The sequence below is a fragment of the Erwinia sp. CGal63 genome (genome assembly GCF_037026505.1).
Lineage (GTDB): Bacteria > Pseudomonadota > Gammaproteobacteria > Enterobacterales > Enterobacteriaceae > Erwinia.
Genome location: NZ_JAKUMN010000002.1, coordinates 204,495 through 221,370 on the forward strand (window position 1 = coordinate 204,495; position 16,876 = coordinate 221,370).

At 58.2% G+C, this 16,876-nt stretch carries 18 protein-coding genes; 7 read left to right on the forward strand and 11 right to left on the reverse strand.

Annotated elements, in window-relative coordinates; all coding sequences use genetic code 11:
• Positions 1-11: 11 nt before the first annotated feature.
• Entirely contained in the window at positions 12-776 is a 765-nt protein-coding gene (gene zupT, locus MKZ79_RS09695) for a zinc transporter ZupT (RefSeq protein ID WP_336141569.1), read from the reverse strand.
• 192 nt (positions 777-968) lie between these two features.
• Between zupT and ygiD the strand changes: the two genes are divergently transcribed.
• Complete coding sequence (gene ygiD, locus MKZ79_RS09700; RefSeq protein ID WP_336141570.1) at positions 969-1,751, forward strand: 4,5-DOPA dioxygenase extradiol; 783 nt, start codon at positions 969-971, stop codon at positions 1,749-1,751.
• 11 nt (positions 1,752-1,762) lie between these two features.
• On the opposite strand, the gene MKZ79_RS09705 is transcribed toward ygiD, so the two are convergent.
• The 3 genes from MKZ79_RS09705 to tolC form a co-directional block, all read right to left on the reverse strand.
• Entirely contained in the window at positions 1,763-2,923 is a 1,161-nt protein-coding gene (locus MKZ79_RS09705) for a glutathionylspermidine synthase family protein (RefSeq protein ID WP_336141571.1), read from the reverse strand.
• Positions 2,924-2,925: 2 nt separating this feature from the next.
• Positions 2,926-3,594, reverse strand: coding sequence for a DUF1190 family protein (locus MKZ79_RS09710; RefSeq protein WP_336141572.1), 669 nt, complete (start codon positions 3,592-3,594; stop codon positions 2,926-2,928).
• 143 nt (positions 3,595-3,737) lie between these two features.
• The gene (tolC, locus tag MKZ79_RS09715) at positions 3,738-5,222 is read right to left on the reverse strand and encodes an outer membrane channel protein TolC (RefSeq protein WP_336141573.1); all 1,485 of its coding nucleotides are present in this window, start codon (positions 5,220-5,222) and stop codon (positions 3,738-3,740) included.
• Positions 5,223-5,432: 210 nt separating this feature from the next.
• On the opposite strand from tolC, the gene nudF reads away from it, so the two are divergent.
• The 5 genes from nudF to parE are packed head-to-tail and all read left to right on the forward strand — an operon-like array spanning position 5,433 to position 9,870.
• On the forward strand, positions 5,433-6,068 hold the full coding sequence (gene nudF / locus MKZ79_RS09720; RefSeq protein WP_336141574.1) for an ADP-ribose diphosphatase: 636 nt from the start codon (positions 5,433-5,435) through the stop codon (positions 6,066-6,068).
• Entirely contained in the window at positions 6,065-6,490 is a 426-nt protein-coding gene (locus MKZ79_RS09725) for a DUF1249 family protein (protein WP_336141575.1), read from the forward strand. The genes nudF and MKZ79_RS09725 overlap by 4 nt, the downstream gene beginning before the upstream one ends.
• Positions 6,491-6,527: 37 nt before the next feature.
• Positions 6,528-7,352, forward strand: a complete 825-nt coding sequence (gene cpdA / locus MKZ79_RS09730; RefSeq protein ID WP_336141576.1) for a 3',5'-cyclic-AMP phosphodiesterase — start codon at positions 6,528-6,530, stop codon at positions 7,350-7,352.
• Complete coding sequence (gene yqiA / locus MKZ79_RS09735) at positions 7,352-7,930, forward strand: esterase YqiA (protein ID WP_336141577.1); 579 nt, start codon at positions 7,352-7,354, stop codon at positions 7,928-7,930. Before cpdA ends, yqiA begins: the two co-directional genes overlap by 1 nt.
• 44 nt (positions 7,931-7,974) lie before the next feature.
• Positions 7,975-9,870 carry a DNA topoisomerase IV subunit B gene (parE, locus tag MKZ79_RS09740; protein ID WP_336141578.1) on the forward strand — a complete coding sequence of 632 codons (1,896 nt, stop codon included), beginning with the start codon at positions 7,975-7,977 and terminating at the stop codon, positions 9,868-9,870.
• Between the two features lie 43 nt (positions 9,871-9,913).
• On the opposite strand, the gene MKZ79_RS09745 is transcribed toward parE, so the two are convergent.
• From MKZ79_RS09745 to MKZ79_RS09760, 4 genes are read right to left on the reverse strand one after another with little or no spacing between them, the layout of a single operon-like run.
• Positions 9,914-10,921 carry a transketolase family protein gene (locus MKZ79_RS09745; RefSeq protein ID WP_336141579.1) on the reverse strand — a complete coding sequence of 336 codons (1,008 nt, stop codon included), beginning with the start codon at positions 10,919-10,921 and terminating at the stop codon, positions 9,914-9,916.
• A gap of 1 nt (position 10,922) precedes the next feature.
• Positions 10,923-11,756 (reverse strand): transketolase, encoded by an 834-nt coding sequence (locus tag MKZ79_RS09750; protein ID WP_336141580.1) that lies wholly within the window; start codon positions 11,754-11,756, stop codon positions 10,923-10,925.
• Positions 11,757-11,768: 12 nt separating this feature from the next.
• The gene (locus MKZ79_RS09755) at positions 11,769-13,070 is read right to left on the reverse strand and encodes an MFS transporter (RefSeq protein ID WP_336141581.1); all 1,302 of its coding nucleotides are present in this window, start codon (positions 13,068-13,070) and stop codon (positions 11,769-11,771) included.
• A 29-nt stretch (positions 13,071-13,099) separates the two neighbouring features.
• A complete protein-coding gene (locus tag MKZ79_RS09760) occupies positions 13,100-13,849 on the reverse strand; it encodes an SDR family NAD(P)-dependent oxidoreductase (RefSeq protein ID WP_336141582.1) in 750 nt (249 codons plus the stop codon).
• A 184-nt stretch (positions 13,850-14,033) separates the two neighbouring features.
• Here MKZ79_RS09760 and MKZ79_RS09765 point away from each other — a divergent pair, with 184 nt between their 5' ends.
• Complete coding sequence (locus MKZ79_RS09765; protein WP_336141583.1) at positions 14,034-14,930, forward strand: LysR substrate-binding domain-containing protein; 897 nt, start codon at positions 14,034-14,036, stop codon at positions 14,928-14,930.
• Here the strand turns inward: MKZ79_RS09765 and MKZ79_RS09770 are convergent.
• From MKZ79_RS09770 to MKZ79_RS09780, 3 genes are all read right to left on the reverse strand, one after another.
• Positions 14,927-15,847, reverse strand: a complete 921-nt coding sequence (locus MKZ79_RS09770; protein WP_336141584.1) for a nucleoside hydrolase — start codon at positions 15,845-15,847, stop codon at positions 14,927-14,929. The genes MKZ79_RS09765 and MKZ79_RS09770 overlap by 4 nt on opposite strands.
• A gap of 101 nt (positions 15,848-15,948) precedes the next feature.
• Positions 15,949-16,263 (reverse strand): putative quinol monooxygenase, encoded by a 315-nt coding sequence (locus MKZ79_RS09775; protein WP_336141586.1) that lies wholly within the window; start codon positions 16,261-16,263, stop codon positions 15,949-15,951.
• A 32-nt stretch (positions 16,264-16,295) separates the two neighbouring features.
• Positions 16,296-16,874 (reverse strand): NAD(P)H-dependent oxidoreductase, encoded by a 579-nt coding sequence (locus MKZ79_RS09780; protein ID WP_336141588.1) that lies wholly within the window; start codon positions 16,872-16,874, stop codon positions 16,296-16,298.
• Positions 16,875-16,876: the final 2 nt, after the last annotated feature.

Sequence of the window (16,876 nt, forward strand, 5' to 3'; positions counted from 1 at the left end):
TTCGTCTGCGATTAGCTCAGGCCGGCGCTTTCCAGCAGCGTCAGGCTTAATCCCATCACCGTCATGCCGCACAGCACGCCGTAGCTGGGGTTAACGTCTGGCGCGATATCGCGCGCCAGCGGCATCAGCTCGTCTACGGAAAGCGCCACCATAATCCCCGCGACGGCCGCCATCACCGCGCCCATCATCACCAGTGACAGCAACGGCCCCATCAGCAGGAAAGCGCAAAGGCCGCCCGCGATTTCGGCTATGCCGGACAAACCGGCCCAGAACAGCGCTTTCTTTTTCGATCCCGTCGCGGCATACATTGGCCCGGCGACGGCCAGTCCTTCGGGGATGTTGTGGATCGCCACCGCCAGCGCGATCCCCATACCCAGCTCCAGATCGCTGCTGGCGGTGACAAAGGTGGCGATGCCTTCCGGAAAATTATGCAGGCTGATACCGAGCGTTAGCAGCATGGCGGTACGACGCAGATTGCGCGGCGATTTTCCGCCCATTAAATCTTGCGGATGATGATGCGGCAGCAGTCGATCCAACACGAAGTAGCCGAGCAGACCGGCGATAAACATGCCGTAGCCCATCAAAGGCGACATACCCGGCGTTTCCAGCGCGGCGGGCAGCATCTCCATTAATGAAATCAGCAGCATAATACCGGCGGCGAAACCCAGCGCAAAAGCCAGCGCGCGCGGCGAAGGTTTCTGGCCGATAATGCCCAGAAAAGCCCCGATAAAAGTGGCGCCGCCAGCCAGCAGAGTCAGCAGTAAAGGCACGGACACGATGGTTTCTCCCTCTTCTGAAAAGTATAGCCAAAGCTATAAATTACATTAGCAGAGAAAGGGCGATAGTAACGTCAGGAAATGTTTTTTTCTTCATCAAATTTACTGACGATCTCCATCACGCTTATCCGGGTTCACTGGCGCGAAAAAAGGCGTAGCTTAGCCAGCGTACAGTCACTCAGGGGAACCATAATGAATCACTTAATGCCCGCACTTTTTCTGGGCCACGGCAGCCCGATGAACGTGCTGGAAGAAAATCGCTATACCGAGACCTGGCGCAGGCTAGGGCAAACTCTGCCGAGGTCAAAGGGTATTATCGCCATCTCCGCTCACTGGTATACGCGCGGCACTGCGGTAACGGCGATGGAGAAACCGCGCACCATTCATGACTTCGGCAATTTTCCACAGGCGCTGTTCGACATCCGCTATCCGGCGCCCGGATCGCCTTCGCTGGCGCGGGAAATCGCGGAAGCGCTTTTGCCGATTGAGGTGAAGCAGGATAGCGAATGGGGATTCGATCACGGCTCCTGGGGCGTGCTGATAAAAATGTACCCGCAGGCGGATATACCTGTGGTGCAGCTTAGCGTGGACGGCACCAAACCGCCTGCTTACCATTTTGAACTGGGCCGCAAGCTGGCCGCGCTGCGTGAGAAGGGCTACATGATCGTCGCCAGCGGCAACGTAGTACACAACCTGCGCATGGCGCGCTGGGCGGACGGCGCCGAGCCTCATGCGTGGGCGAACTCTTTTAATGATTACGTGCGTGAAAATCTGACGTGGGAAGGCGCGGTGGAAGCGCATCCGCTGGTGAATTTTATGCAGCATGACGGGGCGAAGCTGGCAAACCCGACGCCGGAACACTACCTGCCATTGCTTTATGTGCTGGGCGCACGGCAGCCTGGTGAAGCCATCTCCGTGCCGACAGACGGACTGGAGATGGCCGCAATTAGTATGCTTTCCGTGCAGGTGGGCTGAGCCGTCCTCGCTTACTCAATAAACGTATGCGGATAAAAACGGGAAAGATCCTGGGTGATCAGGTCGCGATCTTCACGCAGGCCGATCCCGGCAGGTTGATCGTCAATCAGCCAGCTGCCGATTAGCGTATAGCTGTCGCCAAACCTGGGCAGCGGATGGAACTGCTGCACGATCATGCCTTCTTCGCCATAAGGCCCGTCGACGCGCGCGATCTCTTTGCCATTCTCTACGATGCGGATGTTCGCGCCCTCGCGTGAAAACAGCGGCTTAACCACGTACTTATCCATCGCCGGAACGCTGTCCTCGGCAAAGTAAGCGGGCAGCAGATTGGGATGATTGGGAAACATTTGCCACAGCATCGGCAGCAGCGCCTTGTTGGAAATAATGCTTTTCCAGGCCGGCTCCAGCCAGCGCACGCCCGCATCCGCCAGCTTGGTGGAGAAGGTTTCGCGCAGCATAAACTCCCAGGGATAGAGTTTGAAAAGGTTGCCGATCACCTGGTCATGCACGTCTGTAAACTGGCCTTTCTCGCCCAGGCCGATTTCGTCAATATAGAGGAATTCGCTCGGCAGCCCCGCTTCCGTAGCGCAATCCTGCAGATACTGCACCGTACCGCGATCCTCATCCGTATCGCGGCAGCAGGCGAAATGCAGCCAGCTGAAGCCGTGCTGCTGATGCAGCGCCGCGAAGCGCTCGATTAACTTCTCCTGCAGGCTGTTGAACTGATCGCTGCCGGCGGGAAGTTTGCCCGCTTTAAGTTGATCTTCCAGCCAGATCCACTGAAAAAACGCCGCTTCGTATAGCGAGGTTGGCGTGTCCGCGTTGTTCTCCAGCAGTTTGGCGTCCGTGCGGCCGTCCCAGGCCAGATCCAGGCGCGAATAGAGCGAAGGCTGGCTGGTTTTCCATGAGGTGCGTACAAAATCCCAGGTGTGTTTCGGGATGCGGAATTTAGCCAGCAGCGCTTCGCTGTTGACGACTTTATCCACCACCTGCAAACACATCTGATGCAGCTCGGCGGTTACCGATTCCAGCTGCTCAATCTGCTGCAGCGTGAACTGATACCAGGCATCTTCACACCAGTAAGGTTCGCCATGCATGGTGTGGAAGCGAAAGCCATATTCGGTGGCCTTTTCGCGCCAGTCGGGACGTTCTGCAATAGCCAGACGCTGCACGCTTAACCTCCGAAAGACCGGCTGGAGCCGGACGGCGCGCTGCTGCGCTGCATGGTGGACTGCTTCGCGACGCTCTCACCGAAGCCGCCACGCGTGATGGTGCTGGTGGTTGCCGGTTTCGGCGCCAGCGCGGTTTTCGGCACGGTCATGGTACGGCCCGGCGTGGCGGCGCCGAAGCTTTTACCGCTGGCGTCGACAAACTGGCCTCTGGCCGGGCTGTTCGGCGAGCGCGAGCTAAACAGCGGCTGCTGAGCGAAGCCCGCGCCGCCGCCCATCAGGCGACCCATCATATAGCCCGCCATCAGCGGCATCCAGAAGCTGCCGCTCTGCTGTGATTCGGCGTTAGTGGTGCCGACGCCAGCCTGAGCAGGTGCCTGCTGGCACTGGCCTTCGCCGAACTCCGCCACGCAGTCTTCACGGGTAGCGTATTTCGGCGCGGTTTTCTCCGCCTCTTTTTTGGCGTTGTTGTAGGCCGTGACGCACTGTTCGCTTTTGCCCGGATTGGCCGCGGAGCAGTCATCGGCGTTCTGATAGAGCGAAACGGTTTCATCCGATTGCTCGCAACCGGCCAGCATAAATACAGCGGTAACCGCAAGCGCTACCGGAGTGAGGTGACGTGCGCTCCAGCTTTTGCGAAAGGAGGCATGATTAATTTTTTTTGTCCGTTTCATGATGATCTGTCCTGAGCCCAAAGGTAATGCTTAGGATAGGGGAACGGCGGTGGAAATTGAAGCAATGAGCGGCGTGGGGAAGGGGATCTTTACGTAGCTATACGTTTGAAACTAAAAGGGGCAGCATGGCTGCCCCAAAACGCTTAGTTGCGGAAAGGATTGCCGCTGTGCGCAGGTTTGGAAGAGTGAACTGCCGTGGAAGCCGCAGCCTGCTGTACGGCAGGCGGCGCAGCGGTTTGCGCGCCGTTTGCCGCCGCGTCCTGCTGCGTGTTCTCCGGCGCCACCGCTTCCGGCGACGTCGGCACTTCTTTGCCCAGGCGAGCGTTCAGCATCTGCAGATCCTGCTCGTTAAGCGTGCCCAGCGCGGATTTGATATTCAGCTCGTTGATCATGTAGCTGTAACGCGCGTTGGCAAGCTGCTGCTTGGCGTTGTAAAGCGTGGTGGTGGCATCCAGCACGTCAACAATGGTGCGGGTGCCGACCTGGTAGCCCGCTTCCATCGCGTCCAGCGAGCTTTGCGCGGAAACCACGGCCTGCTCATAGGCGCCGATGCTGCTGATAGAAGCATTAACGTTGTTAAAGGATGAACGCACGGTCTGCACGGCGGTACGGTGCGCGCTTTCCAGCTGTTCGCTGGCGGCCACATAGGCGTACTGTGCCTGTTTAACCTGTGAAGTCACGGATCCGCCGGTATAGAGCGGCAGCGAGAAGCTCAGGCCAACCTGGCTGTTGCCGGTAATGCTGTCCTGATAGGCGGCGCTGTTAGCGCGGCTGCCGCCATATTTGCTGTTCGACATGCCCGTTTGCGCGGTCAGATCCAGCGTTGGCAAGTGACCGGTCTCGGAGAGGCGAATCTGCTCGCGCGCCAGATCCTGGTTCAGGCGAGCGGAAAGCAGACTGAGGTTGCGGCTCTCGGCCTCTTTCAGCAGCGCGTTGACCGGCTGCGGTTTCACCGTTTTGAAATTATCCACGTTCAGCGAAGCCAGGCTCAAATAGTAGTTGCCTGTAACCTGACGCAACGTCTCCAGATTGTTATCCAGGTTATTGCGCGCCGTCACTTCATTAGCGAGCACGCTGTCATACTGCGCGCGCGCGTTCTGCACGTCGGTAATCGCCACCAGGCCCACGTTAAAACGCTGCGTGGTCTGATCCAGTTGACGGTAGATCGACTGTTTCTGCGCTTCGATATAAGAAAGCGTATCGATAGCGTTTAATACGTTAAAATAAGCGGTAGCGGTATTGAGGATCAGGTTCTGCTGCGCGGTCTGGTAGGTGACATCCTGTACGCCTGCCGTTTTTTCCTGCAGCGTCAACGCGCGCCACTTCGACATATCGAAGATGGTCTGCGTCAGCTGTAGCGACCCGCTGGTGGTGTTCGAGTGCAGACCGCTGCTGTCGCGATAGCCGTTGCTGTAGGTATAATCGGCACCCAGTCCTAACTGTGGCAGTAAGGGGCTGCGGGCTTCGTTGATTTTCTCAAACGCGGCATCGCGATCGGCTGCAGAACTGCGAAGATCGGGGTTAGACAACCGGGCCTGCTGATAAATCTGCAGCAGGTTCTCCGCCTGGCTGGCGACGCTGAAGCCGCCCAGGCCCAGGCCGATAAGTAAAGGGAGCAGTTTCTTCATTTGCATTCCTTGTTATGCAGCAATGTTGCTATGGTAGCGCTATTAAGCCAAAAAAATGATCGCCGATTCTACCAGAGTACATGAAAGAGATAAGTTGGCTGAAAGTGCCATGTTGCCACAATTTACTCAAATTAATCATTAAGAACCAGACTCTCAGCGGATTTCGGCGCTTTACCCGCTTTCGCCGTTAACATTTCAGAGGAGCAAGCCGTGAGCAGCGATAACAACTTTCCTGTGACTTTCACAAAAAACGATGTAGAAATTATTGCACGCGAAACGTGCTATAAAGGTTTTTTTTCGCTCACTCGTTACCGTTTTCGTCATCGCCTGTTTAACGGTGAAATGAGCAAAGAAGTCTCCAGAGAAGTTTTCGAGCGCGGCCACGCCGCCGTGCTGCTGCCCTACGATCCCAAAAGCGATCGGGTGGTACTGATTGAACAAATCCGCATTCCCGCTTTTGACAGCAGCCCGACGCCCTGGCTGTTAGAATTAGTGGCCGGTATCATAGAGCCGGGCGAAACGCCGGAAGATGTCGTCCGGCGCGAAGCGGTGGAAGAAGCCGGGATCAAGCCCGCTCGCGTTAAGCCGGTGCTCAGCTATTTATCGAGCCCGGGCGGCACCAGCGAGCGGCTGGAGATTCTGGTGGGCGAAGTGGATGCCAGCGTGGCGCAGGGAAACCACGGTCTGGAGGAAGAGAATGAGGATATTCTTGTGCATGTGGTCAGCCGCGAACAGGCTTACCGCTGGGTGGAAGAGGGGAAAATAGACAACGCGGCCTCTGTCATCGCGCTGCAATGGCTGGAGCTGCATCATAAAAAACTACGAGACGAGTGGAAAACCGAATGATAAAGCGCTACGTGCCTGATTTCCCTGAAATGATGCGGCTGTGCGAAACCAATTTCGCCCAGCTGCGTCGGCTGCTGCCGAAAGAAGATCGGGCGGGCGAGTCGGTCACCCTGCAGGTCAACAACGCAAGTTATACGGTGACTATCGAGGAATCAACGCGTTACACTACGCTGGTGGAGATTAAACAGACTGCGCCCGCCGTGAGCTACTGGAGCCTGCCCGCCATGTCCGTGCGGCTCTACCACGATGCAATGGTGGCGGAAGTGTGTTCCACACAGCAGATCTATCGCTTCAAAGCACGCTATGATTATCCGAATAAAAAGCTGCATCAGCGTGACGAAAAGCATCAGATAAACCAGTTTCTCGCGGACTGGCTGCGCTATTGTTTAGCACATGGCGCCATGGCCGTTCCGGTGTGGTAATTCTTCGCCGCAACGGCGTTAACCCTAAGGATTGTGATTGGATAGCCTGTTAAAACTTCCTGTGGCGAATGGCCGGGCAAGAGTGCTGCAGATAACGGATACCCACCTTTTCGCCGGTAAACACGAAACGCTGCTGGGCGTGAATACCTGGGCCAGTTTTGATGCGGTGCTGCAGGCGATTTCCGCCTGTGAAGAGCCGTACAATTTGATCGTCGCTACAGGCGATCTGGCGCAGGATCACTCCGTCGAGGCCTATCGGCACTTCGCTGAGGGTATCGCGCGTCTGCCCGCGCCTTGCGTCTGGCTGCCGGGTAACCATGACTTCCAGCCGGCGATGTTCAATACGCTGGCGGAGGCGAAGATCGCCGACGAGAAGCACGTGCTGCTGGGCGATAACTGGCAAATCGTGCTGCTGGACAGCCAGGTGTTCGGCGTGCCGCACGGCGAGCTGAGCGACTATCAGCTGGAGTGGCTGGAGAAAACGTTAGCGATAGCGCCGGATCGCTATACGCTGGTGCTGCTGCATCACCATCCGCTGCCGTCGGGCTGTACCTGGCTCGACCAGCATAGCCTACGCAATTCGCATATGCTGGAAGCGGTGCTGCAGCGCTATCCGCTGGCGACCACGCTGCTTTGCGGACATATTCATCAGGATCTGGATCTCGACTGGAACGGGCGTCGCTTGCTGGCCACGCCGTCCACCTGCGTGCAGTTTCGGCCACACTGCACCAATTTCACTATCGACTCCGAGGCGCCAGGCTGGCGCTGGCTGGATCTCCACGCGGATGGCCGGGTGGAAACGCAAGTGGAGCGCCTGATGACGCGCGCCTTCAGTCCCGATCCCGATTCGGAAGGCTACTGATGGCCACGCTGCTCTATCTGCACGGTTTTAACAGCTCGCCGCAGTCGGCTAAGGCGACGCAGTTCCGGCAGTGGCTGGCCGCGCGTCATCCGGAGATTCAGGTTATTGTGCCGCAGCTGCCGCCCTATCCGGCGGATGCGGCGCTGATGCTGGAAAACCTGATTATGACGCTGTCGGGCGAAGCCGTAGGGATAGTCGGCTCTTCGCTGGGCGGCTATTATGCGACCTGGCTCTCACAATGCTTCACTTTGCCGGCGGTGGTGGTCAATCCGGCGGTGCGGCCTTTCGAGCTGCTCACGGATTATCTGGGGCTGAATCAGAACCCCTACACCGGGCAGCAATATGTGTTAGAGTCTCGCCATATTTACGATCTGAAAGTAATGCAGATTGACCCGTTAGAGTCGCCGGATTTGCTCTGGCTGCTGCAGCAAACGGGCGATGAAGTGCTCGATTACCGCCAGGCTGTAAGTTACTACAGCGCCTGCCGCCAGACGGTTGAAGAGGGCGGAAATCATGCTTTTATCGGATTCGAACGCCATTTCTCCCCGATCCTCGACTTCCTGGGCCTGCGCGCCTGAAGCGGAACGTGGAGGCTCACTCATTTACTATCAAGATTGATACCATGACTCAGTCCAGCTATAACGCTGATTCTATTGAGGTACTCAGCGGCCTCGAACCGGTTCGCCGTCGTCCGGGCATGTACACCGACACCTCGCGCCCTAACCATTTAGGTCAGGAAGTGATCGATAACAGCGTGGATGAAGCGCTGGCGGGCCACGCCAAACGCGTCGAAGTGATCCTGCACGCCGATCAGTCGCTGGAGGTCATTGACGACGGTCGCGGTATGCCGGTCGATATCCATCCGGAAGAGGGTGTGCCGGCCGTCGAGCTGATCTTCTGTCGTCTGCACGCGGGCGGCAAATTCTCCAACAAAAACTACCAGTTCTCTGGCGGCCTGCACGGCGTGGGGATCTCGGTGGTCAACGCCCTGTCGACGCGCGTGGAAGTCACCGTGCGCCGTAACGCCGAAGTGTACGAAATGGCGTTTGAGAATGGCGACAAGGTGCAGGATCTGCACGTCACCGGCACCGTTGGTAAGCGCAACACCGGCACGCGCGTGCGCTTCTGGCCTGACGCCTCGTTCTTCGACAGCCCGCGCTTCTCCGTTTCGCGCCTCAGCCATCTGCTGAAGGCGAAGGCGGTGCTTTGTCCGGGCGTGGAGATCGTGTTTAAAGACAAGGTCAATAACACCGAGCAGAGCTGGTGCTACGCCGATGGTCTGACCGACTATCTGGCGGAAGCGGTCAACGGCCTGCCGACGCTGCCTGAAAAACCCTTTGTCGGCTCTTTCGCGGGTGATATCGAAGCGGTGGACTGGGCGCTGCTGTGGCTGCCGGAAGGCGGCGAGCTGCTGACGGAAAGCTACGTCAACCTGATCCCGACCATGCAGGGCGGCACGCACGTCAACGGCCTGCGCCAGGGACTGCTGGACGCGATGCGCGAATTCTGCGAATACCGCAATATCCTGCCGCGCGGCGTCAAGCTGTCGGCGGAAGATATCTGGGATCGCTGCGCCTACGTGCTGTCAGTGAAAATGCAGGATCCGCAGTTCGCCGGCCAGACTAAAGAGCGTCTCTCTTCCCGTCAGTGCGCGGCCTTTGTTTCCGGTGTGGTGAAAGACGCCTTCAGCCTGTGGCTGAACCAGAACGTCCAGGCGGCAGAAATGCTGGCCGAACTGGCCATCTCCAGCGCCCAGCGGCGTATGCGCGCGGCGAAGAAAGTGGTGCGTAAAAAGCTCACCAGCGGCCCGGCGCTGCCCGGCAAGCTGGCGGACTGCAGCGCGCAGGACTTAAACCGCACCGAGCTGTTTCTGGTGGAAGGGGATTCCGCGGGCGGCTCCGCCAAGCAGGCGCGCGACCGTGAATACCAGGCGATCATGCCGCTGAAGGGGAAAATCCTCAATACCTGGGAAGTCTCTTCGGACGAGGTGCTGGCGTCGCAGGAAGTGCACGATATTTCCGTGGCTATCGGCATCGATCCCGACAGTGAAGATATGAGCCAGCTGCGCTACGGCAAAATCTGTATCCTGGCGGATGCGGACTCCGACGGCCTGCATATCGCCACGCTGCTCTGCGCGCTCTTTGTGCGCCACTTCCGCTCGCTGGTGAAAAATGGCCACGTCTATGTGGCGATGCCGCCGCTCTACCGCATCGATCTGGGTAAAGAGGTCTGGTACGCGCTGGATGAGGAAGAGAAAGCGGGGATTCTGGATCAGTTGAAGCGCAAAAAGGGCAAGCCGAACGTGCAGCGCTTTAAAGGGCTGGGCGAGATGAACCCGCTACAGCTGCGTGAAACCACGCTGGACCCAAATACCCGTCGTCTGGTGCAGCTTACCATTGATGACGACGAAGTGGATCAGACGCTGGCGGTGATGGATATGCTGCTGGCGAAGAAGCGCTCGGAAGATCGCCGCAACTGGCTGCAGGAAAAAGGCCATATGGCGGAGATCGAGGTATAACAGGCTATTCCGTAGCGCCTGCCGGCGCTACGGAAACTTTTACTTACTCTTCCAGCCAGCTTGCAATCTGCCTGACCATGGCCGCCGTCGAAATACCGTAGCGATCGTGCAGCGTTGGCAGCGCGCCCGCAGCCAGAAACTCGTCCGGCAGCGCCACCTGACGGAATTTGGGCGTTACGCCGTGGCGCATGAGCGTTGCCGCTATCGCCTCGCCCAGACCGCCGGTAATGGAGTGGTTCTCTGCTGTAATCACCAGCCGGTTTTGATCCACGGCTTCTCCCGCTTCCCGCAGGATCGTCTCTTCATCCAGCGGCTTAATCATCGGCGAATGCACCACGCCAACCTCAATGCCTCTTTTTTCCAGCTCTTCTGCGGCTTCCAGCGCGCGCATGGTCATCAGGCCGCTGCTGATAATCACCGCATGTTTGCCGCCACGCAGCCGTTGCGCTTTGCCGTGCCGGTACTGATAGCCATATTTATCCAGCACCAGCGGCACCTTACCGCGCAGCAGGCGCATATAAACCGGGCCGTGATGCTCAGCAATTGCCGAGGTAGCCTGGCTTATCTCCAGCGCGTCGCAGGGATCGATAATGGTCAAATTGGGCATACCGCGAAAGATCGCCAGATCCTCCGTCGCCTGGTGACTTGGCCCATAGCCGGTGGTCAGGCCGGGCAGCGCGCAGGCGATTTTCACATTCAGGTTTTCTTCGGCAATCGCCATGCAGATAAAGTCATAGGCTCGTCGCGAAGCAAACACCGCATAGGTGGTGACAAAAGGCGTAAAGCCTTCGCGCGCCATGCCCGCTGCAGCGCTCATCAGCAGCTGCTCCGCCATGCCCATCTGGAAAAAACGCGTCGGGAAAGCTTCGGCGAACAGATGCAGATCGGTATATTTGCTCAGGTCGGCGGTCAGCCCGACGATATCTTTACGCTGACGCGCCAGCTCCACCAGCGCATGGCCGAAAGGCGCGGCCTGCGTCGGCTGACCTTCTGCGGCGATAGAGGCGATCATGGCCGAGGTGGTCAGCCGTTTTTGGGTTGCGGTGGTCATCTTATTCCCCTTGCTCAAGCGCGGTGAGGGCTTTGTCCCATTCGTCGGCATCGACGCGGATAAAGTGCGTTTTCTCGCGGGTTTCCAGGAAAGGCACGCCTTTGCCCATTTTGGTGTCGCAGATAATCACGCGCGGCTGCGGTTCAGCCCAGGCGCGCGCCGTATCGAAAGCGGCGGTCAGCGCGGCGATATCGTTGCCGTCCACGCGCTGCGTGTGCCAGCCAAAGGCTCGCCAGCGGTCGACTATCGGCTCGAAAGCCAGGATCGCCGAGCTGTGGCCGTCCGCCTGTTGATTATTCACGTCGATAAGGGCGATCAGGTTATCCAGCCGCCAGTGCGAAGCCGACATCGCCGCTTCCCAGGTCGAGCCCTCGTTCAGCTCGCCATCGGAAAGCAGGTTATAAACGAAAGAAGTCGACCCTTTACTTTTTAGTCCCAGACAGGCGCCGACCGCGATGCCCAGGCCATGCCCCAGCGAGCCGCCGGTAATTTCCATACCGGGCGTATAGGCGGCCATGCCGGACATCGGCAGGCGGCTTTCATCGCTGCCATAGGTTTCGCGTTCGGCTTCGGGAATAACGCCCGCTTCCAGCAGCGCGGCATAAAGCGCGATGGCATAGTGGCCGATGGAGAGATAAAAGCGGTCACGCTCTTCCCACTCCGGCTCTTCCGGCCGGAAGTTAAGCGCGTGAAAATAGCTGACGGCGAGCAAATCGGCGGCGCCCAGCGCCTGGCCGATATAGCCCTGGCCCTGTACCTGGCCCATCAGCAGCGCGTGGCGACGAATATTGGTGGCTCGCTGGCGGAGCGCGGGTATGGCGGAAAGGCTGTTCATCTGACCTCCTGATTAACGATTAACGTCCGCAGCGCGAATACGCAGCACGCAGAGCGCGCCGAGCAGCAACACCGTGGCAATAAAGTAGATGCCCGAAGCAGGCGAGCCGGTGGTAGTAGTGATCGATCCGATCAGCCAGGGCGAAAAGAAACCCGCCAGGTTGGCAAAGCAGTTCACCGCCGCGATGCCTGCCGCCGCCGAAGCGCCGCCAAGCAGATTGGTTGGCAGCATCCAGAACAGCGAAGAGGCGGAAAGAATGCCTGCGGCGGCCACGCAGAGGAAAAAGAGCGACAGCGTGATGCTATGGCTCAGCAACGTAGCCAGCGTCAGGCCGATTACGCCGATAAACATCGGCACTATCAAATGCCAGCGCCGTTCGCGACGTCGGTCGCCGCTGCGTCCCGCCATCAGCATAAAAACGATGGCGCAAAGATAGGGCAGGCTGGTCAGCAGGCCGATATGCAGCGGTTCGCTGATGCCGGCGTTTTTTATCAGCGTCGGCAGCCAAAAGGTCAGCGCGTACTGGCCCATCACCACGCAGAAATAGATCAGCGCCAGCAGCCAGAGTCGTCGGTCGGCTACGAAAGCCTTCACGGTGCCGTGGTGCGATTTCAACTGGTTGTCCTCATCCAGATCGGCGCGCACCATGCGTTTTTCGCTGTCATCCAGCCAGGGCGCCTGTTCGACCCGATCTTTCAACACCTTCAGCACCACCAGACCCATCAGCAGCGTAGGGATCGCCTCCAGCACGAACATCCACTGCCAGCCTGCCCAGCCGTGAAAACCGGCAAAGGTCGCCATAATCCAGCCGGAGAGCGGGCCGCCGATCATCCCCGAAAGCGGAATGGCGACGAACCACAGCACGGTCATACGGGCGCGGCGCTGGGCGGGAAACCAGTAGGTAAGATAGAGCAGCAGCCCCGGCGCCAGCCCGGCTTCGGCTACGCCAAGCAGAAAGCGCAGCAGATAGAATTGCCAGGCGGTTTCCACAAAGGCAAACAGCCCGGAAATCAGGCCCCAGGTGATCATGATACGGGCGATCCAGCGCCGCGCGCCGACACGGTGCAGGATCAGATTGCTCGGCACTTCGAAAAAGAAATAGCCGATAAAAAAGATGCCTGCGCCCAGGCCGTAAACCGTTTCACTCAGGGCCAGGTCGTCCATCATCTGCAGCTTGGCGAACCCGACATTGACCCGGTCAAGATAGGCGCAAAGGTAGCAAAGCATCAGAAACGGCATCAGCCGCCAGGCGATTTTGCGATAGGTTGCGTCGCGCGCGGCGCTGCTGGCCGCGCTGAGATTCAGCGTTGTCATAGGATTTACTCCCGGAGTGACTGGGCGGGTTAGTGAATCAGCATGCCGCCGTTCACATCCAGCGTGACGCCGGTGAGATAGCTGGACAACTCGCTGGCGAGAAACAGCGCGGCGTTGGCCACATCGTCCGCTGCGCCCAGGCGTCCAAGAGGAATGCCATCGATAATGGCGTGGCGGCGCTCGTCCTGCATCAGTCCGCCGGTAATATCGGTCTGGATCAGGCCGGGCGTCAGCGCGTTGACGCGGATCTGATCCGGGCCGAATTCACGCGCCATCGCTTTAGTCAGGCCCAGCACGCCTGCTTTCGCCGCGCTGTAGTGCGGGCCGCCGAAGATGCCGCCGCCGCGCTGGGCGGAAACGGAGGAGAGACAAACAATGCTGCCGCCGCCCTGTTGCTGCATGACTGGGATCACCGCCTGCGACATCAGCAGCGTGCCGCGCAGATTAACGTCCAGGATGCGGTTGTAATCCTCAATGCCTATTTCCAGCGTTTTTACCGGCTGAGTGATGCCGGCGTTATTCACCAGCACGTCGATGCGGCCAAACTCGCTGACTACACGCGCAACCGCCTGGCGCACGGCGTCAGGATCGGTCACGTTAGCCGCCAGGCCCAGATGGCCTTCGCCCAGCTCGCGGGCCGCGTTTTGCGCCGCGCTGGCGTCAAGATCCAGGATAACTACCCGAGCGCCGTGGCGAGCGAAGCAGGCCGCGGTGGCTCGACCAATGCCGCGCCGGGAGGCGGCGCCCGTAATAATCGCAACTTTCTCTTTCAGTAACATAATCCACTCCATAATAATCTTTTTTAGTGGTCAGGCAGGGTCACAGTCAGAATTGGAAATAACGGGTAAACTGGCAATGCAAAAAAATTCATTTGATGCTGAATGAAGTTGCGGGTTTGATGCAGTTAACAAAACTGCAATTAACAAATGGGCATGCATCACAAAATTCATTTAAGGATCGCGCATGGAAAAGAATGCAAAATATTGTCCGGCCATCAGGTCGCTGCGGGTTTTTGAAGAGGTGGCGCATTACGGTAACGTGGCGCGCGCGGCGGAAGAGTTGAATATCACGCCGTCAGCGGCCAGCCATCAGCTGGCCAAACTGGAAAAAGATCTGGGTTGCATTCTGTTTAACCGCTCGCCGAAAGGGATGGCGCTAACGCTGGCCGGTGAGAACTACCTGAAAGAAATCAGCCCGTTACTGTTAGGTCTGGCGCAGGCCAGCGCGCGTCTCGGCAATCAACATGCGCGCAGCGCGCTGCGTATCCACTGTGCACCCAGCTTTGGCCTGCTCTGGCTGCTGCCGCGCCTGCATAAATTCCGTGAGCGCTACCCGGAATTACAGGTAACGCTCTCCTGTTCCTATGAAAATTTATCTTTCAGCCGGGATAATATCGATATTGCGGTGCGGCACGGTTTTCCGGAGTGGCAGTCATTTGAAATTAAAACCATCCGCAACGAAAAAATGTCGGCGCTGGCTTCGCCCGCTTATTTAGCCAAATACCCGGTCAGCGCGGCGGAAGAATTAATTAACCATGCGCTGATCCTTTCCGAATCGCCTTTAATTCAGTGGCCGCAGTGGTTTGCCGCCATGCAGTTAGCGCAGCCGGATAAAGACTGGCTGTTTCGTTTCGATCGTTCTTATATGAGTCTGGAAGCGGCTATGCTGGGGCACGGCGTGGTATTTGAAAGCGAGCTGCTGGCGGAGGAGTATTTGCGTAGCGGCAAGCTGGTCAGAGTGCTGGATGAATCCTGTAGCCTGCCGGTCAACGCCCATCATCTGGTTTACCCGCGCGGCTTTGCGCAGTTTCCCCACGTCAGTAGTTTCCTGCAGTGGAGCGGCGAGCAGCTGGCAGGCTAAGCCTGCAGCATCGCCAGAAAAGCCGCTTTGACCTTGTCGGCCTGCACGCCCAGGCAAAGGGTTTGCTCGCGGCAGCCCGCGTAGGGATCGAAGCGGGAAGCCAGCGCACCGATCTTACGCAGCGTTTGCCCCAGCGTAATACCTTCCGTCACCACGCGAACCGGCGCTTTAACCGTGGTAAAAAAATCGGGATACGTCAGCCATAAAACCGCTAGCGTATCGTGCAGCGCCATACCTTCAAAGCCTTCCTTCGCCAGACTGTATTGCAGATAGCCTCTGGAAATCTGTTCTAAAACCGGCACCTTCAGCGAGCGGATATCTTCGCCGCTAATCAGGACTTCGTGCGTGACGTCCAGCGGCAAAACCGTCACCGGCAGGGCGGAAGAGAGCACCTGGTCGGCGGCGTGCGGATCTTTCCAGATATTAAACTCGCTGTGCGGCGTGACGTTGCCCGCATGGCCGTTAGTGCCGAAAGCGCCGCCCATAATAACCAGCTCTTTCACCAGCGGAACAATATCCGGCGCCAGGTTGATTGCCGTGGCGATATTGGTCAACGGGCCGATAGCCACCAGCGTCACTTCATGCGGCTGCGCTCTGACGCTGTTGATAATAAAGTCGATGGCGCTGTCCGCCTCTTCAGGAAAAGGATTTTCCAGCACGTCGCCCAGGCCGTCGCCGCCGTGGACTGGCGCGGCGCTGGCGGAGGGCGACAGTGCCAGCGGGCGCGAACAGCCGCGAAAAACCGGCGCGTCGCAGCCGACAAGCTGCGCGAAAAGGCGGGCGTTTTTTACCGCCTGGCCAACCGCTACGTTGCCGAATACGGTGGTAATGCCGAGGATCTGCTGGCTTTTAGCCGCGCAGGCCAGCGCGAAGGCGTCGTCCACGCCAATATCCGTATCGAAAATGATCTTTTTCATTGGGCTCGCTCAGATAACGGACTGAAGGCGACGCGCGTTCAGCGCTAGTGCAAAACGCGCGTCCTTCAGACCAGTAAAGCGCTGACGCAGGGTACAACCGCTTAACTTTGCGACGCCGGCTCCAGCACAAAAATGCGCACGTCCAGCACGTCATCCTTGATGCGGCTGCGGTGCTGCTCCATGTGCGCGGCCTGCTGATGCTGCTCCAGATGCCGCAGGGAATCCCACTGTTCGACCATAAACACTGAATCGGGCGAGTTCTGCTTCCACGGCACCTGCGCCTGATGATCCACCAGCATACGGTAGCTGCCGCAGCCTTCTTCTTTCAACACCAACGGCATCACTCTCTCAATCGCCTGCATAACCGCGCTGCGGCGGCCAGGCCTGACACAAATTTCAGCAATAACGGTGAGCATGGTGTTTCCTTTTGCGATAAACGTCTTATCAGTTAAGCAAAGATTTTGCTCAGATGAGTCCGATAGCGCTCGATATCGCGTGGAATATCCGGTTGCTTGATCACGTCATTACAGATAAAGGTCGGCAGCGCTTCCATTCCCAGGAACTGATTGGCCTTGTGGAAATGCAGATAGAGACCGTCGACGCCGACGCCTTCAAAGAACTGGTCGGGATCGGTAAAGGCCTCCAGCGGCGCGTTCCAGGTCAGCGACAGCATATATTTTTTGCCCTGGATCAGCCCGCCGGAACCATACTTCTTCGACGCGTCGGAGCGAGTGCGGCCATCGCTGGCGTACAGCGAGCCGTGGCCTTCAGTAAAGACTTCGTCGATATACTTTTTCAGGATCCAGGGTTCGCCCATCCACCAGCCAGGCATTTGATAGATCACCGCGTCGGCAGCCAGATATTTTTCAATCTCATCGGCCACGACATAGCCGTTGTCCACTATGGTGATATCAACCTGATGACCGGCGTCGCGCAGGAAAGTGGCGGCCACGTCGGTTAGCGTATGGTTCAGTTCGCCTTTGGAATGGGCAAAGGTTTTTCCGGCGTCAATAATAAAAATGCGCATGG